Below are 26,367 nucleotides of genomic sequence, written 5' to 3'. Positions count from 1 at the left end.
GAAAAGACTATAAATCTAAATCAAACATTTTTTTAAGTAGTTCTAAAGCTGGATTTAATTCCTTTAAACGATTGTATTTTTCTTCAACAGTAAATGCTTTTTTACTTTCAATAGTCTCGTTTATTACAATTTCGATAGTGATGTTATGGTTGTGAAGTTTACCTCTTAGGTAACCTAATAAATCATGTCTTTCACCATCAAAATCAATCTTAGAACTTTCATTTGGCAACTCATGATAAATAGTCGTACCTTCTAATTTAGGATCATTGATAAGTAATAATGATTCTAAAATTTTATATCCTTTGTTCCCTAATTTTTGAGCATATTTTACCCATTGCTCTTGCATTTGAGTTTCTGTAAACGGTTCAGTAGGTAATTCTTCGTGATGTTTTTGCTCAGGTTTTAATTGGGCTTCGAGTTCTCTTTTGGCACGAATACTTGATAATGAAAGTGCAGAAACCTTTGGTTGATTTGTGCTTACTGGCTTCTGATTTGATGTTTCTAACGTTTTATTTAAAACTTCATTAGTAACTGAATTTGTTTCAACTACTTTTTGAACTGAAATTTCAACGTCAGTTTTGTTTGAGATTTGTGAATCTGTAGGAGTAACTTCTCTAATTGTGCTTTTTACTTCAGTAATAGAATACCCTGAATTTCTAAAATAAGTAGGAGGTATTATAAAGGACTTAGCTTTTTTTTTTCTCCATCAAAAGTGATAGAGGCAAGCTGCATTAAACATAACTCGACTAATAATCTCTGGTTTTGAGACGCTTTGTATTTTAAATCACAATCGTTAGCTAAATCAATTCCTTGTAGTAAAAACTCTTGAGAAGCTTTTTGCGATTGTTCTCCGTAAAGCTTTTGTGCATGTTCACCAGCTTCAAGTAAAGAAAGTGTTGCAGGATTTTTACAAACCAATAAATCTCTAAAGTGAGATGCTAAACCAGCAATAAAATGGTGTCCGTCAAAACCTTTTGATAAAATATCGTTGTAGGCTAAAAGTAAATCTGGTATTTTATTCTCAAGAATTAAATTGGTAACATTTATATAATAATCAAAGTCTAAAACATTTAGATTCTCCGTTACAGCTTGTCTTGTTAAGTTATTTCCACAATAAGAGACAACTCTGTCAAAAATAGACAAAGCATCACGCATTGCACCATCAGCCTTTTGGGCTATAATGTGTAACGCATCATCTTCAAATGATACTCCTTGGCTTTGAGCAACTTCGGCTAAATGATTTTTAGCATCTCTAACTGTAATTCGTTTAAAATCAAAAATTTGACAACGAGATAAAATCGTTGGAATAATTTTATGTTTTTCAGTGGTTGCTAATATGAAAATAGCATGACGAGGAGGTTCTTCTAATGTTTTAAGAAAAGCATTGAAAGCGGCTTGTGACAGCATATGTACCTCATCAATAATATATACTTTATATTTTCCTGTCTGAGGTGGTATTCTTACTTGATCGATCAGATTTCTAATATCATCAACCGAATTGTTTGACGCCGCATCTAATTCAAATACGTTGAAAGCAAAATCTTCATTAGGGTCATCATAACCTTCCTGATTAATTTTACGAGCCAAAATACGGGCACAAGTTGTTTTTCCAACACCACGAGGCCCTGTAAATAATAAGGCTTGTGCTAAATGGTTGTTCTCTATGGCGTTTAATAAAGTATTGGTAATAGCTTGCTGCCCAACAACATCTTTAAATGTTTGTGGACGATACTTACGTGCCGATACTATGAACTGTTCCATAAATTCTAATGAAGTACAAATATAGAAGTTGAAATATCAAAACACAAACTGCATTATTGAAATAAAGGAAAAGTTATTCACAAAAAAGATTTCAGTATTTGAAGAATATTAGAGTCCTTTTCTTCCTTTTATGGAAAGTTCTCTAAGGAAACGTGCTGATTTAGATTCGGAATTTGCAGTATATCCTGAAACATAGACTCCTTTTTGACCTGTTTTTGATTTTATTCCATAAACAGTAGCTTCATCGTCTGGACTTGAATCTCCTTCATATCTAAAAATATGAACAATCTCAAAATCATGAGGATTAGATATAAAACCACTCTCATTGATATTATAATCAACGGTAAAACCTAAGCTTTTGAGCTCGTTTAAGGCATTTAAAACACTATCATAATTATATCTGTGAATCATAACTTTTTGAAAATTAATGAAATAATAAATTTACAAAAAATAGGCTGATTAAGATTACTTTTCATAAAATTTAGATAAAAGAATTGTGTAATTTTGCACTGCAGACCGCCTTATCGCCGTTTTGATTTATCAGAAAGGAGGAAAGTCCGGACACCACAGAGTAAGCATAGCGGGTAATGCCCGTCCGTCGTGAGGCGAGGACAAGTGCAACAGAAAGTATGTACAGGTAATGCTGTAGTGAAACCAGGTAAACTCTATGCGGTGAAATGCCATGTATATCAGCAGTTAAGGGCTACTCGTCCGTTGCTGAGGGGTAGGCAGCTCGATCTTATAAGTAATTGTAAGGCTAGATAAATGATAAGGCTACATTTTTATGTAGACAGAATCCGGCTTATAGGTCTGCATTTTTTTATAAAATTTTTGTTAAATTAGAGTTTTATATTCTTTAATGTATATGAAGTTAAACTTAACAGAAATACCAAGGGTAAAAACCATTTCTAAAGAAGATTTCTATAACAATTATGTGAAAACGCAAAAACCCCTCGTTATTGAGGAGCTTACAACTGATTGGCCTGCTTTTCATAAATGGAAATTAGAATATATTAAAGATATAGCAGGGGAAAAAATAGTCCCGCTTTATGACGATAGACCCGTTTCTCACAAAGATGGTTTTAATGAGGCTCATGCAGAAATGAAAATGAGTGATTATATAAATCTACTTCAAAAAGAGCCAACAAACTATCGTATTTTTCTCTACAATTTAATGAAAGAAGTACCGGTGTTGCGAGAAGACTTTAAATGGCCAGATATAGGATTAAAGTTGATAAAGCAGCTCCCGATGTTATTTTTTGGTGGAGAAGGGGCAAAAGTCTTTATTCATTATGATATTGATTATTCTAATATTTTGCATTTTCATTTCCATGGGAAAAAGCAATGTATTCTATTTACTCCTGATCAAACTCCTTATTTATACAAAGTTCCACATTCTTTAATATCCAGAGAAGATATAGACTATGATAATCCTGACTTTGATAAGTTTCCTGCTTTAAAAGAGGCTAAAGGGTTAATCTGTAATTTAAAACATGGTGAGATGTTATATATGCCCGAAGGCTATTGGCATTATATGAAATATTTAACACCCGGATTTTCAATGAGTTTAAGAGCATATCCAATACGTTTAAGTAGTTTATTTAAAACTGGATACAACTTACTAATTATGCGTCACTTTGATGTGGTGATGCGTAAATGGAAAGGACAAAAATGGATTGATTATAAAAATGAAAGAGCTATTGTTAATACTCACAAGAATTTAAAAATTTAGTTTTCTTCGACCGTTGTTAATTCTATTTTTGGATTATCATTTTTAATGTTAAATAATACTTTTTCTAAATTAGAATAATCATATATTACTTTTATTGTAACCAAAGCTAAAGGTATTGAAATAGCAGTGTTTATAATACTTAATTTGTTACTTTCAAGTAATTCAGAAATTGTATCTGCATTCATTGTTTCTTTGAAATAAATTCTCCCTAAAAAATTTGAAATAATCCAAAGTGTCCACCAAAAACCTATAAAATAGGAATAATATTGATTTCCTATTTTTTTGTTTTGATCTTCAAGATAATCAACTGTTTCAGTATACATTTCTTTCATGATTTGGTAAGGTCTGTATAAGCAAATGAAAGGAATAAACCAACTTCCTGCTGCCCAACCCTCGCTATGACTTAAATGATCGATTTTTGTATGAAGATTGTAATATGCTCTTCTAAACCATCTAATGAAAAATACTACCGAAGTTATATATACTAAAATATATAAAATACCTAAAATACTTTGTCTTAAATCATTGTTTTCAGCCTCAGTAACAATATCTTGGTTGAAATCAGAAGTCAATAGTAAGTACTCTAAATAGTCAAAAAGTAGAGAAAATAAATCTAAAATGAATATTAAAGCAATGAAAACGATTGCATATTTTGCTCTTGAATGGTTTGGTTTCAATTTATTTGTTTTTAGTATTATTAATTTTCGTCTTCTTCAATTTCTTCCTCTTCATCATATTCATATTCAAAAAATGAAAAGACAGAACCACCATAGTTTTTCGCATAAGAAAAGTTTTCCATGTGTTCCAGCGAAGTATACTTTGAATGCTCAATAATCATCATACCATCTTTCTCTAAAAGTTCATTTTGACAGATAATTTCGATTATTTTTTCAAAATCTTTTTGTTCCATTCCGTAAGGAGGATCAGCAAATATGATATCGTAGCTTCCTTTGCTTTTTTCTAAAAATTTAAAAACATCACTTTTAATAGCAGTTATATCAAAATCAAATTCTTTGGCTGTTTTTTTGATAAAATTTACACAGCCCATATCTCCGTCAACACTTATAATGGGTTCGCTTCCGCGTGATGCAAATTCATAACTAATACTTCCAGTACCAGAAAATAAGTCAAGAACTTTTAATCCTGAAAAATTAAAATGGTTGTTTAAAATATTAAATAAAGCTTCCTTACACATGTCTGTAGTAGGGCGAACAGGTAGGTTTTTAGGAGGATTAATTCTTCGACCTTTATATTTTCCAGAAATTATTCGCATGCGTGTATAAGGATAAAATGATTTAGATAATCTTGTTGTGCTATTTTATTTTCAATATCGTTGTGATCGAAAAACAGTGAAACATTACGAACGTATTTGTAAGCAATTTTATAAATTTCATCATTTTTAGAAACCTTTCCGAAAAGCTTTAAATGAAAAGTCTCAGGATTTAATTGTAATTGTTCTGCTGTAAAAAGTAAATAATAAATAAAGTCTTCTTTGGTTTTATATTCAAATGAATTAAAAAGTAAAAGCTTTTGGTTTTTTACAGCAATTATTTGAAAATTATCCTCTTGGCAATGAACAAATATTTGAGATTCATCATTGTTTTTACTCAAATCTAATATTTTTTTGACAAGTACAGAATAAGAATGTTTATAATTAAAGTTTCCGTAACAATCTATTAATGAATTGTTTAAATTAACAAAAGGAATGTACACGCAATTCATTTCATAATTTTGAATTTCATCAAAAGAGATAAAATCAGAATCAAAAACTTTTACATTGTACTGTAGATAACTACTCAGTAAATTCTCGTCAAATAACACTTGAGGAACAAAAGTAGTTAGATTGTTATTGTGCAAAACTAAAACCTCATCAAATTTAGATTGAAGAACAGGTGTTTGCTTTATGAAATTGATTATCGAATTTTCGGTATCGGATACGTTTGTTGATTTTTCTAAAGGAAAATCTCCAAGTGTTGTTGCCTTATTGGATAAAGTATCAACAATACAAAACGAAATTTCAGAAAGTGAAATTTGCAAGACTAATTTGCTGTATTTTTTGTCTAAAATTGATGCGTTCGAAACTTGCATTGCCTGTTTTTAGGTTATTAGGCAAATCTACAATTTTTTTTGAACTATATTATGTTGCGAAGTATTACTACGTATATTTGACCTTTAATGTTATTCTTTTATAAAAATGAGTGCTCAATTGTTTTACAGTATTTTACAAAAAAAATTTCCTTTTCAACCTACTGTAAAGCAAGATATTTTTTTTTCTAAAGTCGCCGATTTCGTTTCTAGTCCAGCTCAAAATGAAATTTTTGTCCTAAAAGGATATGCAGGAACTGGAAAAACTACTGTGATTTCTACCATAGTTAATAATTTGGTAGAAGTAAAAAAGAAATATGTGCTATTAGCACCAACAGGTAGAGCAGCAAAAGTTATTGCTAATTATTCTGGAAAAACGGCTCAAACAATTCATAAAAAAATTTATTTCCCTAAAAAAGGAAAAGCAGGCGGTGTTAGCTTTACTATGCAAACAAATAAGCATACCAATACCATTTTTATTGTTGATGAATCTTCAATGATTTCTGATGTAGATTCAGATTCTAAAATGTATGCTAATGGTTCTTTATTAGACGATTTGATTTCTTATGTGTATTCTGGTCAAAATTGTAAAATGATTTTATTAGGTGACACGGCTCAGTTACCACCAGTGCAGTTAGATATATCTCCAGCTTTAAATACAGATACATTAAGTTTAAATTATAATAAAGAAGTTATTTCTATCGAGTTTGACGAAGTAATGCGTCAGGAAGAAAATTCAGGAATTCTCTATAATGCGACAGAACTTAGAGAATTATTGAAAGATAGTTTTATTACCGATTTTCAGTTTAAACTGAAAGGATTTAAAGACATAATTAGACTTGTAGATGGTTACGAAATCCAAGACGCAATAAATCAATCTTACAGTAATTATAGTATTGAAGACACCTGTTTTATTGTACGTTCTAACAAAAGAGCCAATCAGTATAACCAACAAATAAGAACCAAAATATTAGGTAAGGAAAGTGAGCTTTCTGCCGGTGATTTATTGATGGTTGTAAAAAATAATTATTTTTGGTTGAAAGAGACAGATGAAGCCGGATTCATTGCAAACGGTGATATTATAGAAATTCTTGAAATTAGATCTATTAAAGAATTATATGGTTTTAGATTTGCGGTAGTCAAGATTAGAATGGTCGATTATCCAAATCAAAGAGCTTTCGATACTATTTTATTATTAGATACAATTACAAGTGAATCACCATCATTAACTTATGAAGAATCTAATAAGTTGTATCAGGAAGTGATGAAAGATTATGAAAATGAAACAGCTTCCTATCGTAAGTTGTTGAAAATTAAAGGAAATGAATACTTTAATGCGCTCCAGGTGAAATTTTCTTACGCAATTACGTGTCATAAATCACAAGGAGGACAGTGGAATACCGTTTTTATTGAACAACCTTATTTGCCAAATGGGATTGATAGAGATTACATAAGATGGTTGTATACCGCCATTACAAGAGCAAAAGATAAATTATATTTGATAGGGTTTAAAAACGAATACTTTGAAAATTAATTTTATATGGATATGCAAACCTTACTTAGTATTTTCTTAGGAATTGGATTGGCAGCTTCGGCTGGGTTCAGAGTCTTTTTGCCTTTGTTTGTGCTAAGTTTAGCTGCTCATTTTAATGTTGTTCCTTTAAATGATAGTTGGTTATGGATTGGAGGTTTTCCAGCTTTGATAACACTTGGAATTGCTATGATCGCCGAAATTTTTGCTTATTATATTCCTTTTGTAGATAACTTATTAGATACAATTGCTACGCCTCTGGCTGCTATCGCAGGAACAATAGTAATGGCTTCAACAATGATTGACTTGGATCCAATGATGACTTGGGGATTGGCAATTATAGCAGGAGGAGGAACAGCAACTGCAATGCAAGGAATGACAAGCGTAACAAGATTAGCATCTTCAGTAAAAACAGGCGGCTTGGGAAATCCAGTAGTTTCAACTGCTGAAACAGGAACAGCCATAACACTAAGTACATTATCGATCTTTGTGCCTATTTTAGCCTTAATAATTGTAATTTTTATTTTTGCGATTGTTTTTTGGGTATATAGAAAATTTAGGAAATAAATAAAAAATCAAATGAAAATAATCGCCGTAATACCAGCACGATACGCTTCAACCAGGTTTCCAGCTAAGTTAATGCAAGACTTAGGTGGAAAAACAGTTATTCTAAGAACTTATGAAGCTGCTCTCGAAACAAAATTATTTCATGATGTTTTTGTGGTTACAGATTCTGAATTGATTTATGATGAAATTATTTCAAATGGAGGTAAAGCAATCATGAGTATAAAGGAACATGAATCGGGGAGTGATCGTATCGCCGAAGCAGTTGAGAATATGGATGTTGATGTGGTGATTAATGTTCAAGGAGATGAACCTTTTATCAATAAAAAACCATTAGAACAAGTCATTGAAATTTTTAAAAATGATTTTGAAAAGAAAGTTGATTTAGCTTCGTTAATGTTCGAAATTAAGGATAAAGCTGATATCGAAAGCCCTAATAACGTTAAAGTAATTGTAGATCAACAAGGTTTTGCATTGTATTTTTCACGTTCAGTAATCCCTTATCCTAGAGAAGAGAATGTTGGTGTTCGTTATATGAAACATATCGGAATTTATGCTTTTAGGAAAGAGGCCCTAATGGACTTTTATCGTTTGCCGATGCTTTCATTAGAAGCTTCCGAAAAACTTGAGCAACTTCGTTATTTAGAATACGGTAAGCGAATTAGAATGGTTGAAACAGATCATGGAAGTATTGGCATAGATACTCCTGAGGATTTAGAAAAAGCTAGGCTTTTACTTTAAAATATTAACTTTCGTTATCATGATCAAAATATCCTTTCATTTTCATTTTGGCTGAGAAAAAATTTAAAAACAAAATGATAAATGATAAAAAGAACATTGATTGAATACTTACTAAAACTTTACCAAATAAGGTTATAGGATAATAATCACCATAGCCAATCGAATTTGAAGTTATAATACTAAAATAGATTGGGTCAAGCCAATGATTAAATGGTTTGTTCATTTGATTTCCTAAAGTGTAAAGTACAGAAAAAGCTAATATCATTTCCAAATAATTAAAAAACAGTAAAAGCATTGAGCGTCTATATGAACGAGGTTTTGAAAATGAATCAGATGCAAAAATTAATGTAGGTATATAAAAAAATGTTTCGAATAAAAAATAAGTCATTAGAACCACCAAAAAAAAAGAATTTTGGAAGTTGTTGTATAAAATTATAAAAGGAAAAACCACTTTTGCTAATACATATAAATCCATAGCAATGTCATCGTATTCAGCTCCAATATTATATGCTATCTGTTTTATGTATATACCTGGAAACAAAAGTTGTGAAGAAGAAAGCAATAAGCGAACAATTTTTTCTATCCCATTATCGTCTTGATGATCATTATTCCAAATAGCTTTAATGTTTAAAATTCGTTTTTTTACTGGACCTTGAATTGAACGATCTCTTTTATAATTTTTTCCTAAAATTAATTTTCTAAAGAATGATTTCATTTTTTATAATGAATATTTCGTTGTTCCCTTCAACTTTGGTTATTTTTTTTACAAAAGCAAATTGATTATTCAAATCTAATTCTAGTTTTTTATTTCTTTCATAATCAATACTTAATTCAGCTATTGTGTTGAATAAAATTGAACCACCGTTGGTTAATATCAATTTTAATTTGGCAATAAATGCTTTTTCAAATAAAAAATCAGGCATGATATTGTCCTGAAATATATCTATTATAATTAAATTATATTTAGCTTTGGTTTTAGTTACAAAATTTTGCGCATCATCATTTATAATTTCAACATCAGTCAATTTATTTAATCCAAAATAAGCATTCGCAATTTCAATAGTCTTTTTATCTAATTCTACACCAGTAATTTTACCATTAAAATCAAATTCTTCTTTTAAAGTCTTAATTACGCTCCCTCCTGCAACACCTAATATCAAAGCTGAATTATAATTTTTTATAACATCGCTGCCAATATTTGCTAATGCAATTCGCATTACACGTTGTAAGCTGCCGTATGAGAAGTTGGTGTTTTTAGAGTCTAAAACCAACTGACCATTATTCCAAGTAACTTCAAGGGACTTATTAATTTCAGAATCTATTTCATATACTTTAATAGGTATAAAATAACTTAGAATGCGTTTTAAATTCATGGTTCAGATTTTCTATTAGTAAATATAATGCTATTTTTGACCAAATATTTATCATGAAAAAGAAAATTTACCAATTCATATTTTTTAAATTAATGGGATGGAAAGTCCTAGGTAATTTTGATACTTCTATTAAAAAAAGTGTTGTAATTGTTATTCCCCATACGAGTTGGCATGATTTTTATATTGGAGTTTTTACTAGAGGTGTGATGGGGATAAATATAAATTTTGTTGGAAAAAAAGAGTTATTCATTTTTCCTTTTGGATATTATTTTAGATGGATGGGGGGAGCTGCTTTGAATAGATTTAAAAATGAGAATAAAGTTGATGCTATAGCAAAAATATTTGAAGGAAGAGATGAGTTTAGATTAGCCATCGCTCCTGAAGGTACTCGTAAAAAGGTAACCGAATTAAAAACAGGTTTTTATTACATTGCAATGAAGGCAAATGTGCCAATTATACCTGTTTCGTTTGATTGGACAAAAAAAGAAGTTACAGTTTTCCCAGAATTTTATCCAACTGGAAATAAAGAAGCAGATTTTACTATTTTAGAACAAAACTTTATAGGTGTAGAAGGAAAAGTTAAAGAATATAGCTATAATTATGAAAAAAAATAAATAAAAATAAAACCAAAAGAAAAGAATTTTCGTAAATGATTTTATAACAAAAAAACTTAACATTATGAAAAATCTTTTTTTTACTCTTTTCGTATTTACCTTAACATTAGGATCTTGTTCGAATGATAATGATAACGAACAAAATAATTCTCAAACTACTAATAGTGAGTTAAAATTAATAACAGGAAGTAACACTTCTGGAAAAGTATCTTTTACAAATCTACTAGATACTTCTCCCGTGTCTAAAAGTCTAAGTGTTATTGGGGCTGATTCTGATGGTACATACTACGATAGTAATAGTGATCAGTTAATTGTCGCTTCAAGAACCAATAATAGACTAGAGATGTATACTGGATTGAAAAATGCCGTAATGAATAATACAGATAATTTATCTTTACAATTCTTTAGTACTCCCGATTTTAATAATGCTAGAGAAATTGCTGTTATTGGTGATAAGATAATTGTCACTCAAGATCAAAATGCGGCAAATAGTAATGTTAATAAATTGATTGTTTATCAAAAAACGTCAACTGGTTTCCAATTATTAAATAGTTATACTGTAGATTTTAAAGTTTGGGGTATACACGTTGAAGGTACAACTTTGTATGCAGTAGCAGATTTAACAAGCGATATAGTAATTTTTAATAACTTTTTTGCTAATACTAATGGATCGATAACTGCTTCAAAAAGAGTTACAATCGAAGGTTTAGTGAGAACTCATGGAATTACACTTTCGTCAACTGACAATAGATTAATATTAACAGATGTAGGTAGTGCAACATCAGATACCGATGGAGGTTTAATTGTAATTAATAATTTTTCAAGTGTATTAGGAGCAACGCCAAACGTTGGTACTATTACTTTAAGTAATCAAATAAGAATTTATGGTCCAAACTCTAAGTTAGGTAATCCAGTAGATGTAGCATATGATAATGTTACTAAAAACATATATGTAGCTGAAAGATTAAATGCGGGAGGACAAGTTTTAGTATTTTCTACACCAACATCAAATGGAGACGCAACTCCAATTAGTTCAAGAGCAGAATTAGGAGTAGCTTCTGTTTTCTTGTTAAGAAAGTAAATTACTCTTTAGGATTGTAAGTTTTAAAACTACCATCCTTATATAAGATTATAATTTTTCGATTTCTAAATCATTTTCTGAGTTTTCCAAAAATCGCTTATTTGAGATTTTATTTTCAAAATTTTAAAATATGCGATTTTTTTTTAAAATTCATTTCTATTCTTTATTTATCATTATTAATTAGATTATTTATTATTGTAAAATATATCTTATATACTTTTGTAGTGATAAATAAAAAATATGGATTTAGATAAAATTTACACACTTTGCAAAGAGGTTAGAGTACACGGTAGATATATAACAAATGTACATATTGAACCAATACTTAAAAGTCTACCAGAATATTTTAATTTGTCAGTTATTGGAAAATCTGTGAAAGCTAAACCAATTTATGCTGTAAAAATTGGTACAGGTAAAACAAAAATATTTATGTGGTCTCAAATGCATGGTAATGAATCTACAACTACTAAAGCATTGTTTGATTTATTTAATTTTTTAAATGATGATACTGATGAAGCACGCCAAATAAAAAATGATTTTACCTTATTAATTATTCCAATTTTAAATCCTGATGGCGCTAAGGCTTACACTAGAGTTAATGCTAATGATGTTGATTTAAATCGTGATTCGGTTAACTTATCTCAACCTGAAAGTTTATTGTTGCGTAAGACTTTTGAAGAATTTGCTCCTGATTTTTGTTATAATTTACATGATCAACGAACAATTTTTGCTGCAGGAGATACTAATAACCCTGCAACTGTTTCATTTTTAGCGCCTTCGTATAATTCAGAAAAAGAGTACAATAAAACTAGGATGATTGCAGTTAATGTAATTGCCGATATGAATGCTGTACTTCAAAAATATATACCTAATCAGATTGGACGATTTGATGATTCTTTCAATATAAATTGTATTGGAGATATGTTTCAGTCTTTAGGAGTTCCAACAATTTTATTTGAAGCAGGACATTTTCAAGAAGATTATGAAAGAGAAGAAACTAGAAAATTTATTTTCATTTCAATTATTTCAAGTTTATTAAATATTAAAAATAACAACATTTTTGATAATAAACTTAACGATTATTTAAAAATTCCGCAAAATAAAGTTAATTTTTACGACATCGTTTATAAAAAAGTCAAAATTAACAATGGTTCTTTAAAAATAATTACTAATTTTGCCGCCCATTACAAAGAGGTACTTGTTGGTGAAAATATTGTTTTTGAGGCAAATATCGCTGAGATAGGTGATGATATAAATAAGTTTGGTCATTTAGAGTATGATTGTGAGGGTTTGGAATATTCTGATAATTTTAACAACATTCCTGAAATCGACAGAAAAGCCGACTTTTATTTGAATAAAAACAAAAAATTTGTTAATGGTTTGAATAAAATGTAATATTTTTTCATTACTTTTAAATAAAATAATTAATTGAAGAAATAATTTTATAAAATTTTTAAATTTAAATAACTAATTATGAGTAAGTTCCGTTTGGATGAAGTTGACCATCAAATCCTTGATATGTTAATTGATAATACGAGAATCCCATTTACAGACATTGCAAAAAAATTATTGATTTCTGCTGGAACGGTACATGTGAGAGTGAAAAAGTTAGAAGATGCAGGAATAATCCAAGGTTCATCACTAACATTAGATTATGAGAAATTAGGTTACTCATTTATAGCATACGTTGGAGTTTTCTTAAATAATACTTCTCAAACAAAATTTGTTTTAGAAAGAATTAATGAGATTCCTTATGTAACAGTTGCCCATGTAACTACAGGGAAATTTAATATTTTTTGTAAAATTAGAGCTAGAGATACTAAACATGCTAAAGATGTTATTTATATGATAGATGATATTGATGGTGTTTACAGAACAGAGACTATGATATCTCTTGATGAGAGTATTAACGATAAAAAGAGGTTAATGCATACGATCTTTAGAGAAATGTAATAAAATGAAAGACCTTTTTAAGGTCTTTTTTTATATTTGTATATGAAAAATCTGCAACCAAACGAGTATCCAGAATATTTTGGAAATTACATTAATAAAGTAGAGATAGATGATTTCATTGAAGCTCTAGAGGAGAATTTAGATAATTTTTCAAATTTTATTGAAAACATAGTTCCTGAGTCAAAATATGAATTTCGTTATCAACCTGAAAAATGGTCTATAAAGGAAATTGTTCAGCATACTATAGATACGGAAAGAATTTTTGCATACAGAGCTCTGCGTTTTGCTCGATTTGACGCTACACCTTTATCTGGTTTTGAAGAAGATGATTATGTTCTTGTTGCAAAATCAGACAACAGAACTATGGAAGATTTGATTAGAGAGTTTGTTTTGGTAAGAAAGTCTACAATTGCATTGTTTGAAAGTTTTACTGAGGAAATGTTAAAAAGCACTGGGGTTTCTTCAGGTAAAATTTCTTCGGTAAGAGCGCTTGGATATGTGATTTCTGGACACTGTATACATCATCAGCAAGTTATTAAAGAAAGATATTTGTAACAAAAAAGAGCAACCTAAGTTGCTCTTTTTTATTTATTCGGCTTGAATCTTTTTAATTTCTTTAAGAATCGCTTTGTCTTCCTGGTTAATAATACTTAACTCTATAAATTGATTTTTTGTTGTTTTTCCTTCAATTATATAAAGCTTGCCATTTCCTGTTTTTACATTGCTTCTATCAAAATCAACATCACCGTATGTTAATGTGTTTTTGATGTCTAATGTGTCTATCCACCCTTCGTCTAATACTTTTGAAGCTTCAGGGGAATAATGAAAAGGTTTGGAAACTATATTATTTAAGACTCGGTCATTAGGGAAATAACTGCAACGAGTTTGTTTTTTATTTAAAAAGAAGAATAAAAAGACACATCCAAAAAGAAAGCCTAATAAATAATAACTTAAGCGCTGATAAAATTTCATTGTAAAATATTTTAGCAAAAATAGGTAGAATAAAACTTAAAACACAATTAAATTGATGTCTCTAAAAGTTAAATCAAACCATTCGCCAATTGTTTTGTTTGTCAAAATGCCATGATAAAAATAAACACCATTTTTTAAGCCAGCATCACATCGTATAGCTGATTCTATTCCTCCATCATTTGCAATTTGAAGCAAATAAGGAGTTATGATATTGCTTATGGATAATGAAGCTGTTTTAGAATATCTAGACGGAATATTAGGTACACAATAATGAATTACACCGTTTTTTATAAAGGTGGGATTTTCGTGAGTTGTAATTTCCGAAGTTTCAAAACATCCACCTGTATCGATGCTGACATCGACAATTATAGCTCCTTTTTTCATGTGAGATACCATGTCTTCGGTAACTACAATTGGAGTACGATATTTTCCACGCATGGCTCCAATTGCCACATCGCATCTTCTTAAAGATTTTAAAAGTGTTTTGTTCTGTATTGTTGAAGTAAAGATTCGTTGATTCAGATTGTTTTGAAGTCGTCTTAATTTTGTGATTGAATTGTCAAAAACTTTTACAGAAGCTCCTAAGCCTAATGCTGTTTTAACAGCATATTCAGCAACGGTTCCAGCTCCTAATATTACAACTTCGGTTGGTCGTACTCCTGTGATATTTCCGAAAAGCAATCCATTTCCTGAGTTACTTGTGGTCATTAATTCTGCAGCAACAAGAACTGAAGCTGTTCCGGCAATTTCGCTTAATGATTTTACAGCAGGGAAGGAGTTGTCATCGTCTTTTATGTATTCAAAGGCTAAAGCGGTAATTTTTTTCTTCTTTAATGCTTCGAAATATTCTTTTTTTCTGGTTTTTATCTGAATTGCCGAAATAATGATTGTTTGTGGTTTAATCATTTCTATTTCTGCCAAAGTAGGAGGTTCTACTTTTAACAGCATTGGGCATTCAAAGATTTTTTTGGTGTCACTGGTTATTTCTGCGCCTGCGTCGCTATAGTCTTTGTCAGAATAACTGGCGTGTTTTCCTGCGCCAGATTCAATTAAAACTCGATGTCCGTGACAAACTAAAGAGCTAACAGCATCAGGAGTCAAACAAATACGACGTTCTTGATATGAGGTTTCCTTAGGAATACCAATAAAAAGTTCGCTTTTATGCTTGGCTATCTCTAGTTTCTCTTCTTGAGGAAGCAACTCTTGTTTGCTAAATGGTGTAATGCCCATGACCAAATTTTAATTGGCCCAAATTACAAAAAAAATCTCACAATAATTTTAATTCCAATAATCTTTTACCGTTAGAAAGAGTTGATATTGTTATGATTGAATGGTTTTCCGGAATTAAATCTTCTATTTTTTCTGCCCATTCTATAAAACACCAATTTCCAGAATATAAATACTCATCGATGCCCATATCAAGAGCTTCATTTTGATTTTTTAATCTATAAACATCAAAATGATAAACTAATTGGTTATTAGGTATTTCGTATTCATTAACTAAACTAAAAGTAGGGCTACTTGTTGGATTTTCTACTCCAAGATATTTGCAAATACTTTTAATTAAAGTTGTTTTGCCAGCACCCATTTCTCCATTAAAAAGAATTACTTTTTCAGGATTTGATTCGATGACTTTTTGGGCTATTTTGTTTATTTCCTCTAGTGAAAACTCGATTTTCATTTTACTTCTTTGGACTAAATACTAAAAAGGGAACAATCATTTCTTCTAACGAAATACCTCCATGTTGATAGGTGTTTCTGTAAAAACTCACATAATGATTATAGTTATTTACGTAAGCAAGAAAATAATCATTTTTTGCAAAAATATAAGAACTTGTCATGTTTACAATTGGCAAGCCGATTTTTTTAGGTTCTTTTACAGCATATACATCCTTTTGTTCATAAGTAAGACTTCGGCCAGTTTTGTAGCGTAAATTCAAACTAGTGTTTTTATCTCCAATTACTTTCGATGGGTTTTTACAGTTAATTGTCCCATGATCAGTAGTTAAAATAAGTTTAAATCCTAGTTTTTGTGCTTGTTGAATAATTTCTAATAATGGAGAATTTTTAAACCAACTTAAAGTTAATGATCTATATGCCTTGTCATCAGATGCTAATTCTTTAACAACTTCCATGTCAGTTTTTGCATGGGATAGCATATCGACGAAGTTGTACACTACCGAGACTAGCTTTTTATCCTTTAAAGCTTTGAAATTTTCGGCTAATTTTTTTCCATTTGTAAAGTTGGTAATTTTGAAATATTCGTGTTGAATATTTAATCCAAGTCTTTTTATTTGTGCATCTAAAAATTCAGCTTCATATAAATTTTTACCACCTTCATCTATATCGTTTTTCCAATACTGTGGAAATTGTTTTTCCATGTCTAAAGGTAATAGACCTGAAAATAATGCATTTCTGGCATATTGAGTAGCTGTAGGCAAAATGGCATAATATGGTGTTTCCGCTTCAAGTTTGTAATGATTTCCTATTACACTTTCAAAAGCTTTCCATTGATCATATCGTAAGTTGTCAATTACAACAAATAAAACATTTTCACTACCTTTTAATTCGGGAACAACAAGTTGTTTGAAAACTTCATGTGACTGAATTGGTTTGTCAGCTTTTGGCTGAAACCAATCTTCGTAATTTTTCTCAATAAACTTACCAAATTGTGAATTGGCTTCAGCTTTTTGAGATTCAAGAATTTGGGACATATTTTGATCGTCTATGTTTTCCAGCTCCATTTCCCAAAACATTAATTTTTTATATAAATCAATCCATTCTTCATAAGAATTAACCATTACCATATCCATAGATATTTTACGGAATTCTTTTTGATAATCAAGCGTAGTCTTTTCAGAAATTAATCGTGAGTGATCCAAATTCTTTTTTAAACTTAATAGAATTTGGTTTGGATTTACAGGTTTGATTAAGTAATCGGCTATTTTAGAACCAATGGCTTCCTCCATGATATATTCCTCTTCGCTTTTAGTAATCATAATTACTGGAACTGTAGATATTTTTTCCTTTATCTCAGATAAAGTCTCTAATCCTGACATTCCTGGCATGTTTTCGTCCAGAAAAACAATATCGAAATTTTCTTCCTGAATTAAGTCTACAGCATCACGTCCGTTGTTACATGTTTTGACTGTATAATTTTTCTTTTCAAGAAATAATATGTGTGGTTTTAATAAGTCGATTTCATCATCAACCCAAAGTATCTTAATGCTCATATAATTCGATTTCTGTTGCAATTTACTACTTATTAAACATCAGTTTCATAAAAATATTGTAAAATATTGCTGAGTTTTTATTAATAATTAGTTTTCAATATATTTGGGGCCAAACAAACAAAAAAAATATGAATTATAATAAAGTTGCAATCCTTGTACTTGGGGTTGCTTTATTTGTGACAAGTTGCAAAAAAGAAAAAGTATTTGATGTCAATGCTCCCGATGTATTGGTTACTAATAGAGATACATTAATAGATCCTTCTGATGATTTCTTTAGTTATGCAAACGGAGGATGGTTTAAAAAAAACCCAATTCCAGATTCGGAACGAAGTAATGGAATTTTTAGAACTATTGGTGATACAATCAATAGTCAAATAAGACAAATCTGTGAAAAATCTGCTTCGGAAAATGCAGACAAAGGAACTAACAAACAAAAAATAGGCGATTTTTATGCATCAGGTATGGATACAATTACTATTAATAAGCAAGGTATTAACCCTTTGAAAAATGAGTTAGCTAAAATTGATGCTATAAAAGATATTCCTTCTCTTGTAAACTCTATTGCTTATTTACATACTATTGGTGCAAATCCAGCATTTGGTTTTTATGTAGGTCAAGATGATAAAATTAGTGAAAAATATGCTTTGTTCTTTTCTCAAGGCGGGTTAGGAATGGGTAATCGTGATTACTATTTTAATACTGATAAAGAAACGGTTACAATTAGAGCTGAATATGTAAAGCATCTTGAAGCAATGTCAAAATTGATGGGCAATGATGTTTCTTCGGCAAAGTCGAATGCTCAAGTAATTATGAAGTTAGAAACAGAATTGGCGAACAATTCTAGAAAACTTGAAGCACTTCGTGATCCAATTAAGAATTACAACAAAATGTCTTTAACCGAATTTAAATCGGTTACGCCAAATATTGCTTGGGACAAAATGCTTTCAATAATGAATATAAAAAAGGCAGATACGGTAATTGTTGGTCAACCTGAATTCTATAAAGCATTAGATAAAACAATTAAGTCGTACTCAATCAATGATTGGAAAACCTATTTAAAATGGGATTTGGTTAATAGTTACGCTTCTTATTTGAGTAATGATTTTGAGAAACAAAATTTCTACTTTTATTCAACAGTAATGAGTGGTGTAAAAGAACAAAAACCGCGTTGGAAAAGAGTTGTGGAGCAAACAGACGGTTCTTTAGGGGAATTGATTGGGCAAGTTTATGTAGATGAATATTTACCAAAAGGTACAAAAGAGAAGCTTTTAGAGATTGGTAACAATATTCGCGATGTTTATGCTGAACGAATTAAGAAGCTTGACTGGATGAGTCCAGAAACTAAGAAAAAAGCATTGCATAAGCTTTCAAAAATAGTTATGAAAGTTGGTTATCCGGATAAGTGGAAAGACATGTCTTCTGTTTCTATTAGCAGAGATGCATATTGTGCTAATGTGATTTCTGTAAACAAATGGAGCTATAATGATATGTCTAATAAATTTGGTAAAGCTGTAGATAGAACAGAATGGGGAATGTATCCACAAACATATAATGCTTATTACAGTCCAAGCAATAATGAAATTTGTGTTCCTGCATGTAATATAATTGTTCCTGGATTTGAAGGAAGAATGCCAGATGATGCCATTTTATATGGAATTATTGGAGGTTCGACTTTTGGTCACGAAATCACTCATGGTTTTGATGATCAAGGAAGTCAGTATGATGAAAAAGGTAATTTAAATAACTGGTGGACTTCAGATGATTTGAAAAAATTTAAAGAAAAAACTAAAGCTATAGTAGCTCAATACAGTAAATATGAGGCTTTGCCAGGTAAATTTGTTAATGGAGATGCAACTCAAGGTGAAAATATTGCTGATTTAGGTGGAGTGGTAATGGGTTATGAAGCATTTAAAAAAACAAATCAGTTTAAGGAGAATAAAAAAATAGCTGGTTTAACACCAAATCAAAGATTCTTTTTAGCTTATGGTTATGCTTGGATGGTAAATATAAAACCAGAATCACTAGGTCAACAATTGATAACAGATGTTCATGCTCCAGCAAAATATAGAATTAATGGAGTGTTGAGTAATATTGATGAGTTTTATAAAACATTCAATATTAAAAAAGGTGGTAAAATGTTTATTCCTGTAAAAGATAGAATCGTGATTTGGTAAAATCATTAATAAAATCCCTAATTGATACAAAATAATTAGGGATTTTATTTTTAAAATAATCCTATATTTGTTAGCCTAAATAGTATTTTGTGAGTAAAACAAACAAACTAAAAATCTTTAATGATCCCATATATGGTTTTATAACCATGCCTAATCCTTTCATTTATGATTTAATCCAACATCCATATTTTCAACGTTTGCGAAGAATTTCTCAAATGGGATTGTCTTATTTAGTTTATCCAGGAGCAAATCACACCCGATTTCATCATGCGTTAGGTTGTTTGCATATCATGCAAAAAGCAGTAAATGTATTACGATTTAAAAACGTTCAAATTTCAGAAGAAGAAGAAAATGCTTTGTATGTGGCAATTTTGCTTCATGATATTGGCCATGGACCTTTTTCTCACGCTATGGAACATAGCATTGTTGAAGATGTGCATCATGAAGAAATTTCACTTTTATTTATGAATAAACTCAATAAAGAGTTTAATGGAAAATTAAGTTTAGCAATTCAAATATTCAAAGGAGAATACCACCGAAAATTCATGCTTCAATTGATATCTAGTCAATTAGATATGGATCGTATGGATTATTTAAAGCGTGATAGTTTTTATAGTGGAGTAGAAGAAGGAAAAATTAATTCTGATCGATTAATTCAAATGATGAATGTGGTTGATGATGTTTTGGTTATTGAAGAGAAAGGAATTTATTCTGTTGAAAAATTCTTAATGGCTCGTCGTTTAATGTACTGGCAGGTTTATTTGCACAAAACAAGTTTGGTAGCTGAAGAAATTTTAACCAGAATTCTTAAAAGGGCAAAGGAGTTATATCAAAAAGGATCTGATGTAGAATGTAGTAAGCCTTTGCATTTTTTCATTGAAAACAAAATTATGCTTCATGATTTCAATGATGAAATTCTTGAAGAATTTGCCAAATTGGATGACACGGATATTATTGGAGCAATTAAAAACTGGCAATATCACGAAGATTTTACGTTATCTACTTTAAGTAAGATGATTATTAATAGAGATTTGCTTAAAATAAAAATGAGCAACGAGAAGTTTTCTACTGAAGAAATACAATCGCTTTTAGAGCAATACTCTAAAGAAAGCAAATTATCTGTTCTGGAATCAAAATATTTTGTTTTTAAAGGAAAAATAAAAAATCAAGCATACAGTAAAATAGCTGAACCAATAAGGATTTTACAAAAAGATGGTGGTTTAGAAGATGTTGCAATATTATCAGACCAGTTATCCTTAAATGCATTGTCAAAGCATGTTACAAAATACTATTTGTGTTTTCCAAAACAGCTTAATAAAAGTTAAAATTCACAAAAAATTTATACTTTTGCATGAATATGAAATTTACGGCCGAGCAAATAGCAGGTATTCTAGAAGGTGAAGTAGTAGGAAATCCTAATGCTGAAGTTTCTAAGTTATCAAAAATTGAAGAAGGTACTGAAGGTTCGCTTACATTTTTAGCAAACCCTAAGTATATTAATTATATATATGAAACAAAGGCTACAATAACTATTGTAAATAAAACCTTTGAACCAGAGAGTCCACTCACAACAACCCTTATTAAGGTTGAGGATGCTTATAAATCTTTTTCAAAATTACTAGAGTTCTACAATCAAATTAAACTAAATAAAGTAGGAATTGAAGTTCCCTGTGTATTGTCAGAAACTGCACAACATGGAGATAATTTCTATTTAGGAGCATTTAGTTATGTTGGGGAAAATGTATTTATTGGAGAAAATGTGAAAATTTATCCAAATAGTTTTGTGGGTGATAATGTGATAATTGGAGACAATACTACGATCTTTGCAGGAGCAAAAATTTATTCTGAAACCATTATAGGAAAAAACTGCACTATACATTCGGGAACAGTTATTGGAGCCGATGGCTTTGGTTTTGCACCAAATGAAAATGGAGAATATAGTAAAGTGCCACAAATAGGTAATGTTATTATAGAAGATAATGTAGATGTAGGAGCAGGAACAACTATTGATAGAGCGACTTTAGGATCAACAATAATTCGTAAAGGAGTAAAGCTTGATAACCAAATTCAAATTGCCCATAATGTTGAAATTGGTGAAAATACAGTTATCGCTGCACAAACAGGCGTTGCAGGATCAACTAAAATTGGTAAAAACTGTATGATTGGTGGGCAAGTTGGTATAGCTGGCCATTTGGTTGTTGGAAATAATGTTAAAATACAAGCTCAAACAGGAGTTGGTAGGAATATAAAAGATAACGAAACAATACAAGGAAGCCCTGCTTTGGGGTATAGTGATTATAATAAATCATATGTACACTTTAAAAATCTTCCTAAAATAGTATCCGAATTAGAAGTATTAAAAAAGAAAAACAATTAAATCATGGTTAAGCAAAAAACCATCCAATCAGAAATTACCCTAACTGGTGTTGGACTTCACACTGGAAGAGAAGTTACAATGACTTTTAAACCAGCACCCGTAAATAATGGATTTACTTTTGTACGTGTTGACTTAGAAGGACAACCAATCATCGAAGCTGATGCAGCTTATGTAGTAACAACGCAAAGAGGTACAAATCTTGAGAAATTAGGAGTTATGATTCAAACTCCTGAGCACGTTTTGGCCGCTGTTGTAGGTTGTGATTTAGATAATGTTATTATCGAATTAAATGCTTCTGAACTACCAATTATGGATGGTTCATCAAAGTATTTTGTTGAAGCGATCGAAAAAGTTGGAGTAGTAGATCAAGATGCAGATAGAAATGTATTTGTTGTAAAGGATGTTATTTCCTATGTAGATGAATCTACAGGAAGTGAAATAACAGTCATTCCTGCAGATGATTATCAAGTGACTGCAATGGTTGATTTTGGTACAAAAGTTCTTGGTACCCAAAATGCTAGCATGAAAAATATTTCAGAATTTAAAACTGAAATAGCTGCTTGTCGTACATTTAGTTTCTTGCATGAACTTGAAATGCTTCTGGAAAATGGATTAATTAAAGGAGGGGATTTAAATAATGCTATTGTTTATGTTGATAAAGAATTATCTACAGAAACAATGGAAAAATTAAAAGTTGCCTTCGGAAAAGATAAAATATCAGTTACTCCAAACGGAGTTTTAGATAACTTAACTCTTCATTTCCCTAATGAAGCAGCTCGTCACAAACTATTAGATGTTGTGGGAGATTTAGCTTTAATTGGTACAAAAATAAAAGGTAAAGTTATTGCTAACAAACCTGGGCATTTTGTAAACACTCAGTTTGCTAAAAAAATGTCTAAACTTATTAAAAACGAGCAACGCAATAATGTTCCTGTTTATGATTTAAACAAAGAGCCATTAATGGACATTCACAAAATTATGTCTATGTTGCCGCATCGTCCTCCATTCTTACTTGTTGATAGAATTTTAGAAATGACTGACACGCAAGTGGTAGGACTTAAAAATGTTACTATGAATGAAGATTTCTTCGTAGGGCATTTTCCAGGAGCACCAGTAATGCCAGGGGTTTTAATAGTTGAGGCAATGGCACAAACAGGAGGTATTTTAATTTTAAGTACTGTTCCAGATCCTGAAAATTATTTAACTTATTTCATGAAAATAGATAATGTAAAGTTCAAGCATAAGGTATTGCCTGGAGATACATTAATTTTTAAATTAGATTTACTTTCGCCAATTCGAAGAGGTATTTGTCACATGCAAGCTAACGCTTATGCAAATGGTAAATTAGTTGCCGAAGCAGAATTAATGGCTCAAATAGTAAAAAAACAATAAGCAAAACAGATGAATCAACCTTTAGCATATGTTCACCCAGGTGCAAAAATTGCCAAGAATGTGGTAATAGAGCCTTTTACAACAATTCATAATAATGTGGTTATTGGAGATGGTACATGGATAGGTTCTAATGTGACTATTATGGAAGGAGCCAGAATAGGTAAAAACTGTAATATTTTCCCTGGAGCTGTTATTTCTGCTGTGCCACAAGATCTAAAATTCGGAGGTGAAGAATCGCTTGCGGTAATTGGTGACAATACTACTATTCGTGAGTGTGTTACGATTAATAGAGGTACTGTGGCATCAGGCCAAACTGTGATTGGAAATAACTGTCTTATCATGGCAACAGCGCACATCGCTCACGATTGTCATATTGGTAATAATGCTATTGTGGTTAATGGTGTTGCTCTTGCTGGACACGTTACGGTTGGAGATTTTGCTATCATCGGAGGTTTAGCAGCAGTGCATCAATTTATTTCTATTGGAGATCATGCAATGGTTTCTGGAGGTTCTTTAGTTAGAAAAGATGTCCCTCCATTTACTAAAGCGGCAAAAGAGCCACTTTCTTATGTTGGGATTAATTCAGTTGGATTACGTAGAAGAGGTTTCTCTACTGAAAAAATAAAAGAAGTTCAGGATATTTATAGAATTTTATATCAAAAAAATTACAATACCTCTCAAGCATTGGCAATTATTGAAGCTGAAATGCAAGCTACACCAGAGCGTGATGAAATTTTAGATTTTATCAGAAACTCATCAAGAGGTATTATGAAAGGATACACAGGAGTATAATAAAAATTCAATAATAAATTAATTACAACAAATTAGATTTTAAGATTTTTCTAAAGTCTAATTTCTAAATTCTAAAATAAAAATGGCAAGTACGGCAGACATTAGAAACGGATTATGTATTAAGTTTAACCATGATATCTACAAAATTGTAGAATTCTTACACGTTAAACCTGGGAAAGGTCCTGCTTTCGTTAGAACAAAATTAAAAAGTTTAACATCAGGAAAAGTTTTAGATAATACTTTCTCGGCAGGTCATAAAATTGATGTTGTTCGTGTTGAAACACATACTTTTCAGTTTTTATATGCAGAAGGAAGTGATTTTCACTTTATGAATGCTGAAACTTTTGAACAAATCACGTTAAATAAAGATATTCTTGATGCTCCAGATTTGTTAAAAGAAGGAACTAATGTAATGGTTCAAATTAATACTGAAACAGATTTACCTTTATCAGTTGATATGCCAGCTTCAATTGTTCTTGAAGTAACTTATGCTGAGCCAGGAATCAAAGGGAATACTGCTACAAATGCTACTAAACCTGCAACTGTAGAAACTGGAGCAAGTGTAAACGTTCCTTTATTCATCAACGAAGGTGACAAAATTAAAATTGATACCGCTACTGGTAAATACATGGAAAGAGTTTAATATATGAAATTCTCTCAAGCACATACCTTAAAACAAATTGCAGGAATATTAGACTGTAAATTTGTTGGTAATGAAAATTTTCCAGTTCTAGGAATGAATGAGATTCATGTGGTAGAACCAGGAGATATTGTGTTTGTTGACCATCCAAAATATTACGATAAAGCTTTACAATCAGCAGCAACTATTGTTTTAATTAATAAAGAAGTAGATTGTCCTGAAGGTAAGGCTTTATTGATTTCTGATGATCCTTTCAGAGATTTTAATAAACTAACTAAGTATTTTAATCCTTTTCAGTCTTCGTCAAAATCGATTTCAGATTCTGCCAAAATAGGAGAGGGAACAATAATTCAACCCAATTCTTTTATTGGAAATAATGTAGTTATAGGAAAGAATTGTTTGATTCATTCAAACGTTTCTGTTTATGACAATACAATAATTGGAGACAATGTAATTATCCATTCAGGTACTATTTTAGGAGCCGATGCTTTTTACTATAAAAAACGTCCTGAAGGGTTTGATCAACTAATCTCTGGCGGTAGAGTTGTTATTGAAGATAACGTAGGTATTGGAGCACTTTGTACTATAGATAAGGGGGTTACAGGTGATACAACCATTGGTGAAGGAACTAAAATTGATAATCAAGTTCATGTTGGTCATGACACGGTTATTGGAAAAAAATGTTTGATTGCCTCACAAACAGGAATTGCTGGTTGTGTTGTTATTGAAGACGAAGTTACACTTTGGGGACAAGTTGGTACTACTAGCGGAATCAAAATTGGTTCAAAAGCTGTAGTGATGGGACAAACAGGTGTGACAAAGTCTATAGAAGGAGGTAAGACCTATTTTGGAACTCCTGTAGAAGAATCACGCGAAAAATTAAAGCAATTAGCAAATCTCAAAAAAATTCCTGAAATACTTAATAAACTAAATCAAAATGAAGGTTAGGAAATTTATCAGAGAGCTTTATGAATCTGATGCTTTATACAATGCTGAAGTATTAGAGCAATTCATTCATCCAGAAATCACATTAGAATGGTATAGCAGTAAAGGTCTTCTTAAGATGAAAAAGAAAGATATTTTATTATTAGCCAAAGAATTGGAACGTACCTATAAATCGATGCGTTCTGATATTTCACACATTTTAAAGGATGAAGATAAAGTAACAGTTCGTTATAAACACTTTGGTAAAACTATAGAAAATCCATCTGAAGAAATTCTATTAGCTTCATTTATAGTAATTTGGCAAATTAAGGAGGAAAAACTTTTTTGCGGCTATCAAATGAGCCAATTATATTAAAAAAGTTTACCAAAAATTTAAACTCTTTTCATTACTTTTGCTTCACAAAAAT

At 30.6% G+C, this 26,367-nt stretch carries 29 protein-coding genes and 1 other RNA gene; 18 read left to right on the top strand and 12 right to left on the bottom strand.

Annotation, left to right across the window (positions count from 1 at the left end):
* Positions 1–7: 7 nt before the first annotated feature.
* The 3 genes from LJY17_RS04270 to LJY17_RS04260 all read right to left on the bottom strand — a co-directional run bounded on the left by LJY17_RS04270 (position 8) and on the right by LJY17_RS04260 (position 2,172).
* The gene (locus LJY17_RS04270; RefSeq protein WP_264542614.1) at positions 8–346 is read right to left on the bottom strand and encodes a hypothetical protein; all 339 of its coding nucleotides are present in this window, start codon (positions 344–346) and stop codon (positions 8–10) included.
* Between the two features lie 329 nt (positions 347–675).
* Positions 676–1,761: a DNA polymerase III subunit gamma/tau gene (gene dnaX, locus LJY17_RS04265; protein WP_264542613.1), complete on the bottom strand. Its 1,086-nt coding sequence runs from the start codon at positions 1,759–1,761 to the stop codon at positions 676–678.
* Between the two features lie 108 nt (positions 1,762–1,869).
* Complete coding sequence (locus tag LJY17_RS04260; protein ID WP_264542612.1) at positions 1,870–2,172, bottom strand: hypothetical protein; 303 nt, start codon at positions 2,170–2,172, stop codon at positions 1,870–1,872.
* 97 nt (positions 2,173–2,269) lie between these two features.
* On the opposite strand from LJY17_RS04260, the gene rnpB reads away from it, so the two are divergent.
* Together rnpB and LJY17_RS04250 are read left to right on the top strand one after the other, a co-directional pair.
* Positions 2,270–2,582, top strand: an RNA gene (gene rnpB / locus LJY17_RS04255) — RNase P RNA component class A.
* A gap of 44 nt (positions 2,583–2,626) precedes the next feature.
* Positions 2,627–3,493, top strand: a complete 867-nt coding sequence (locus tag LJY17_RS04250) for a cupin-like domain-containing protein (protein WP_264542611.1) — start codon at positions 2,627–2,629, stop codon at positions 3,491–3,493.
* On the opposite strand, the gene LJY17_RS04245 is transcribed toward LJY17_RS04250, so the two are convergent.
* The 3 genes from LJY17_RS04245 to LJY17_RS04235 are packed head-to-tail and all read right to left on the bottom strand — an operon-like array spanning position 3,490 to position 5,581.
* Positions 3,490–4,170, bottom strand: coding sequence for a DUF4328 domain-containing protein (locus tag LJY17_RS04245; protein ID WP_264542610.1), 681 nt, complete (start codon positions 4,168–4,170; stop codon positions 3,490–3,492). The genes LJY17_RS04250 and LJY17_RS04245 overlap by 4 nt on opposite strands.
* A gap of 20 nt (positions 4,171–4,190) precedes the next feature.
* Positions 4,191–4,766, bottom strand: a complete 576-nt coding sequence (gene rsmD, locus LJY17_RS04240) for a 16S rRNA (guanine(966)-N(2))-methyltransferase RsmD (protein ID WP_264542609.1) — start codon at positions 4,764–4,766, stop codon at positions 4,191–4,193.
* Positions 4,757–5,581, bottom strand: coding sequence for a DUF3822 family protein (locus LJY17_RS04235; protein WP_264542608.1), 825 nt, complete (start codon positions 5,579–5,581; stop codon positions 4,757–4,759). The genes rsmD and LJY17_RS04235 overlap by 10 nt, the downstream gene beginning before the upstream one ends.
* A 106-nt stretch (positions 5,582–5,687) precedes the next feature.
* Here LJY17_RS04235 and LJY17_RS04230 point away from each other — a divergent pair, with 106 nt between their 5' ends.
* From LJY17_RS04230 to kdsB, 3 genes are read left to right on the top strand one after another with little or no spacing between them, the layout of a single operon-like run.
* Positions 5,688–7,112 carry an ATP-dependent DNA helicase gene (locus LJY17_RS04230; RefSeq protein ID WP_264542607.1) on the top strand — a complete coding sequence of 475 codons (1,425 nt, stop codon included), beginning with the start codon at positions 5,688–5,690 and terminating at the stop codon, positions 7,110–7,112.
* Positions 7,113–7,118: 6 nt separating this feature from the next.
* Positions 7,119–7,676: a DUF4126 domain-containing protein gene (locus tag LJY17_RS04225; protein ID WP_264542606.1), complete on the top strand. Its 558-nt coding sequence runs from the start codon at positions 7,119–7,121 to the stop codon at positions 7,674–7,676.
* Between the two features lie 12 nt (positions 7,677–7,688).
* Positions 7,689–8,414, top strand: a complete 726-nt coding sequence (gene kdsB, locus LJY17_RS04220) for a 3-deoxy-manno-octulosonate cytidylyltransferase (protein WP_264542605.1) — start codon at positions 7,689–7,691, stop codon at positions 8,412–8,414.
* Between the two features lie 4 nt (positions 8,415–8,418).
* Here kdsB and LJY17_RS04215 read toward each other — a convergent pair whose 3' ends face one another.
* Both LJY17_RS04215 and LJY17_RS04210 read right to left on the bottom strand, forming a co-directional pair.
* Positions 8,419–9,129: a potassium channel family protein gene (locus LJY17_RS04215; protein ID WP_264542604.1), complete on the bottom strand. Its 711-nt coding sequence runs from the start codon at positions 9,127–9,129 to the stop codon at positions 8,419–8,421.
* On the bottom strand, positions 9,113–9,787 hold the full coding sequence (locus tag LJY17_RS04210; protein WP_264542603.1) for a spermidine synthase: 675 nt from the start codon (positions 9,785–9,787) through the stop codon (positions 9,113–9,115). The genes LJY17_RS04215 and LJY17_RS04210 overlap by 17 nt, the downstream gene beginning before the upstream one ends.
* A gap of 53 nt (positions 9,788–9,840) precedes the next feature.
* On the opposite strand from LJY17_RS04210, the gene LJY17_RS04205 reads away from it, so the two are divergent.
* The 5 genes from LJY17_RS04205 to LJY17_RS04185 all read left to right on the top strand — a co-directional run bounded on the left by LJY17_RS04205 (position 9,841) and on the right by LJY17_RS04185 (position 13,990).
* Entirely contained in the window at positions 9,841–10,401 is a 561-nt protein-coding gene (locus LJY17_RS04205) for a 1-acyl-sn-glycerol-3-phosphate acyltransferase (RefSeq protein WP_264542602.1), read from the top strand.
* Positions 10,402–10,465: 64 nt separating this feature from the next.
* Positions 10,466–11,482, top strand: a complete 1,017-nt coding sequence (locus LJY17_RS04200; RefSeq protein ID WP_264542601.1) for a hypothetical protein — start codon at positions 10,466–10,468, stop codon at positions 11,480–11,482.
* Positions 11,483–11,722: 240 nt separating this feature from the next.
* On the top strand, positions 11,723–12,877 hold the full coding sequence (locus LJY17_RS04195; protein ID WP_264542600.1) for a M14 family metallopeptidase: 1,155 nt from the start codon (positions 11,723–11,725) through the stop codon (positions 12,875–12,877).
* A gap of 78 nt (positions 12,878–12,955) precedes the next feature.
* Positions 12,956–13,435, top strand: coding sequence for an Lrp/AsnC family transcriptional regulator (locus LJY17_RS04190; RefSeq protein ID WP_073310450.1), 480 nt, complete (start codon positions 12,956–12,958; stop codon positions 13,433–13,435).
* 42 nt (positions 13,436–13,477) lie between these two features.
* Positions 13,478–13,990, top strand: a complete 513-nt coding sequence (locus tag LJY17_RS04185) for a DinB family protein (RefSeq protein ID WP_264542599.1) — start codon at positions 13,478–13,480, stop codon at positions 13,988–13,990.
* A gap of 33 nt (positions 13,991–14,023) precedes the next feature.
* On the opposite strand, the gene LJY17_RS04180 is transcribed toward LJY17_RS04185, so the two are convergent.
* From LJY17_RS04180 to LJY17_RS04165, 4 genes are read right to left on the bottom strand one after another with little or no spacing between them, the layout of a single operon-like run.
* The gene (locus LJY17_RS04180; protein WP_264542598.1) at positions 14,024–14,407 is read right to left on the bottom strand and encodes a DUF4258 domain-containing protein; all 384 of its coding nucleotides are present in this window, start codon (positions 14,405–14,407) and stop codon (positions 14,024–14,026) included.
* A gap of 36 nt (positions 14,408–14,443) precedes the next feature.
* A complete protein-coding gene (locus LJY17_RS04175) occupies positions 14,444–15,637 on the bottom strand; it encodes an alanine dehydrogenase (RefSeq protein ID WP_264542597.1) in 1,194 nt (397 codons plus the stop codon).
* Between the two features lie 37 nt (positions 15,638–15,674).
* The gene (gene tsaE, locus LJY17_RS04170; RefSeq protein ID WP_264542596.1) at positions 15,675–16,088 is read right to left on the bottom strand and encodes a tRNA (adenosine(37)-N6)-threonylcarbamoyltransferase complex ATPase subunit type 1 TsaE; all 414 of its coding nucleotides are present in this window, start codon (positions 16,086–16,088) and stop codon (positions 15,675–15,677) included.
* A 1-nt stretch (position 16,089) separates the two neighbouring features.
* Entirely contained in the window at positions 16,090–17,640 is a 1,551-nt protein-coding gene (locus LJY17_RS04165; RefSeq protein ID WP_264542595.1) for a bifunctional response regulator/alkaline phosphatase family protein, read from the bottom strand.
* A 128-nt stretch (positions 17,641–17,768) separates the two neighbouring features.
* Here LJY17_RS04165 and LJY17_RS04160 point away from each other — a divergent pair, with 128 nt between their 5' ends.
* From LJY17_RS04160 to LJY17_RS04125, 8 genes are all read left to right on the top strand, one after another.
* Positions 17,769–19,814: a M13 family metallopeptidase gene (locus LJY17_RS04160; protein WP_264542594.1), complete on the top strand. Its 2,046-nt coding sequence runs from the start codon at positions 17,769–17,771 to the stop codon at positions 19,812–19,814.
* A gap of 89 nt (positions 19,815–19,903) precedes the next feature.
* On the top strand, positions 19,904–21,139 hold the full coding sequence (locus tag LJY17_RS04155) for an HD domain-containing protein (protein ID WP_264542593.1): 1,236 nt from the start codon (positions 19,904–19,906) through the stop codon (positions 21,137–21,139).
* A gap of 32 nt (positions 21,140–21,171) precedes the next feature.
* Positions 21,172–22,191: a UDP-3-O-(3-hydroxymyristoyl)glucosamine N-acyltransferase gene (lpxD, locus tag LJY17_RS04150; protein WP_264544877.1), complete on the top strand. Its 1,020-nt coding sequence runs from the start codon at positions 21,172–21,174 to the stop codon at positions 22,189–22,191.
* Positions 22,192–22,194: 3 nt separating this feature from the next.
* A complete protein-coding gene (locus LJY17_RS04145) occupies positions 22,195–23,583 on the top strand; it encodes a bifunctional UDP-3-O-[3-hydroxymyristoyl] N-acetylglucosamine deacetylase/3-hydroxyacyl-ACP dehydratase (protein WP_264542592.1) in 1,389 nt (462 codons plus the stop codon).
* Positions 23,584–23,592: 9 nt separating this feature from the next.
* Positions 23,593–24,375, top strand: coding sequence for an acyl-ACP--UDP-N-acetylglucosamine O-acyltransferase (lpxA, locus tag LJY17_RS04140; protein WP_264542591.1), 783 nt, complete (start codon positions 23,593–23,595; stop codon positions 24,373–24,375).
* 82 nt (positions 24,376–24,457) lie between these two features.
* A complete protein-coding gene (efp, locus tag LJY17_RS04135; RefSeq protein WP_264542590.1) occupies positions 24,458–25,018 on the top strand; it encodes an elongation factor P in 561 nt (186 codons plus the stop codon).
* Between the two features lie 3 nt (positions 25,019–25,021).
* The gene (locus tag LJY17_RS04130) at positions 25,022–25,963 is read left to right on the top strand and encodes a UDP-3-O-(3-hydroxymyristoyl)glucosamine N-acyltransferase (RefSeq protein ID WP_264542589.1); all 942 of its coding nucleotides are present in this window, start codon (positions 25,022–25,024) and stop codon (positions 25,961–25,963) included.
* The gene (locus LJY17_RS04125) at positions 25,953–26,315 is read left to right on the top strand and encodes a nuclear transport factor 2 family protein (protein ID WP_264542588.1); all 363 of its coding nucleotides are present in this window, start codon (positions 25,953–25,955) and stop codon (positions 26,313–26,315) included. Before LJY17_RS04130 ends, LJY17_RS04125 begins: the two co-directional genes overlap by 11 nt.
* The last annotated feature ends 52 nt before the right edge of the window (positions 26,316–26,367 follow it).

It is taken from the genome of Flavobacterium hankyongi, assembly GCF_036840915.1.
Taxonomy (GTDB): Bacteria; Bacteroidota; Bacteroidia; order Flavobacteriales; family Flavobacteriaceae; genus Flavobacterium; species Flavobacterium hankyongi.
The sequence above is the reverse complement of the archived record's forward strand: the minus strand, read 5'-3'. Positions and strand labels throughout refer to the sequence as shown.

Excerpts from the sequence above, each read along its gene's own strand:
- LJY17_RS04270 (WP_264542614.1), bottom strand. The coding sequence starts at position 346 with ATGCAAGAGCAATGGGTAAAATATGCTCAAAAATTAGGGAACAAAGGA.
- dnaX (WP_264542613.1), bottom strand. The coding sequence starts at position 1,761 with ATGGAACAGTTCATAGTATCGGCACGTAAGTATCGTCCACAAACATTT.
- LJY17_RS04260 (WP_264542612.1), bottom strand. The coding sequence starts at position 2,172 with ATGATTCACAGATATAATTATGATAGTGTTTTAAATGCCTTAAACGAG.
- LJY17_RS04250 (WP_264542611.1), top strand. The coding sequence starts at position 2,627 with ATGAAGTTAAACTTAACAGAAATACCAAGGGTAAAAACCATTTCTAAA.
- rsmD (WP_264542609.1), bottom strand. The coding sequence starts at position 4,766 with ATGCGAATAATTTCTGGAAAATATAAAGGTCGAAGAATTAATCCTCCT.
- LJY17_RS04235 (WP_264542608.1), bottom strand. The coding sequence starts at position 5,581 with ATGCAAGTTTCGAACGCATCAATTTTAGACAAAAAATACAGCAAATTA.
- LJY17_RS04230 (WP_264542607.1), top strand. The coding sequence starts at position 5,688 with ATGAGTGCTCAATTGTTTTACAGTATTTTACAAAAAAAATTTCCTTTT.
- LJY17_RS04225 (WP_264542606.1), top strand. The coding sequence starts at position 7,119 with ATGGATATGCAAACCTTACTTAGTATTTTCTTAGGAATTGGATTGGCA.
- kdsB (WP_264542605.1), top strand. The coding sequence starts at position 7,689 with ATGAAAATAATCGCCGTAATACCAGCACGATACGCTTCAACCAGGTTT.
- LJY17_RS04215 (WP_264542604.1), bottom strand. The coding sequence starts at position 9,129 with ATGAAATCATTCTTTAGAAAATTAATTTTAGGAAAAAATTATAAAAGA.
- LJY17_RS04210 (WP_264542603.1), bottom strand. The coding sequence starts at position 9,787 with ATGAATTTAAAACGCATTCTAAGTTATTTTATACCTATTAAAGTATAT.
- LJY17_RS04205 (WP_264542602.1), top strand. The coding sequence starts at position 9,841 with ATGAAAAAGAAAATTTACCAATTCATATTTTTTAAATTAATGGGATGG.
- LJY17_RS04200 (WP_264542601.1), top strand. The coding sequence starts at position 10,466 with ATGAAAAATCTTTTTTTTACTCTTTTCGTATTTACCTTAACATTAGGA.
- LJY17_RS04195 (WP_264542600.1), top strand. The coding sequence starts at position 11,723 with ATGGATTTAGATAAAATTTACACACTTTGCAAAGAGGTTAGAGTACAC.
- LJY17_RS04190 (WP_073310450.1), top strand. The coding sequence starts at position 12,956 with ATGAGTAAGTTCCGTTTGGATGAAGTTGACCATCAAATCCTTGATATG.
- LJY17_RS04185 (WP_264542599.1), top strand. The coding sequence starts at position 13,478 with ATGAAAAATCTGCAACCAAACGAGTATCCAGAATATTTTGGAAATTAC.
- LJY17_RS04180 (WP_264542598.1), bottom strand. The coding sequence starts at position 14,407 with ATGAAATTTTATCAGCGCTTAAGTTATTATTTATTAGGCTTTCTTTTT.
- LJY17_RS04175 (WP_264542597.1), bottom strand. The coding sequence starts at position 15,637 with ATGGGCATTACACCATTTAGCAAACAAGAGTTGCTTCCTCAAGAAGAG.
- tsaE (WP_264542596.1), bottom strand. The coding sequence starts at position 16,088 with ATGAAAATCGAGTTTTCACTAGAGGAAATAAACAAAATAGCCCAAAAA.
- LJY17_RS04165 (WP_264542595.1), bottom strand. The coding sequence starts at position 17,640 with ATGAGCATTAAGATACTTTGGGTTGATGATGAAATCGACTTATTAAAA.
- LJY17_RS04160 (WP_264542594.1), top strand. The coding sequence starts at position 17,769 with ATGAATTATAATAAAGTTGCAATCCTTGTACTTGGGGTTGCTTTATTT.
- lpxD (WP_264544877.1), top strand. The coding sequence starts at position 21,172 with ATGAAATTTACGGCCGAGCAAATAGCAGGTATTCTAGAAGGTGAAGTA.
- LJY17_RS04145 (WP_264542592.1), top strand. The coding sequence starts at position 22,195 with ATGGTTAAGCAAAAAACCATCCAATCAGAAATTACCCTAACTGGTGTT.
- lpxA (WP_264542591.1), top strand. The coding sequence starts at position 23,593 with ATGAATCAACCTTTAGCATATGTTCACCCAGGTGCAAAAATTGCCAAG.
- efp (WP_264542590.1), top strand. The coding sequence starts at position 24,458 with ATGGCAAGTACGGCAGACATTAGAAACGGATTATGTATTAAGTTTAAC.
- LJY17_RS04130 (WP_264542589.1), top strand. The coding sequence starts at position 25,022 with ATGAAATTCTCTCAAGCACATACCTTAAAACAAATTGCAGGAATATTA.
- LJY17_RS04125 (WP_264542588.1), top strand. The coding sequence starts at position 25,953 with ATGAAGGTTAGGAAATTTATCAGAGAGCTTTATGAATCTGATGCTTTA.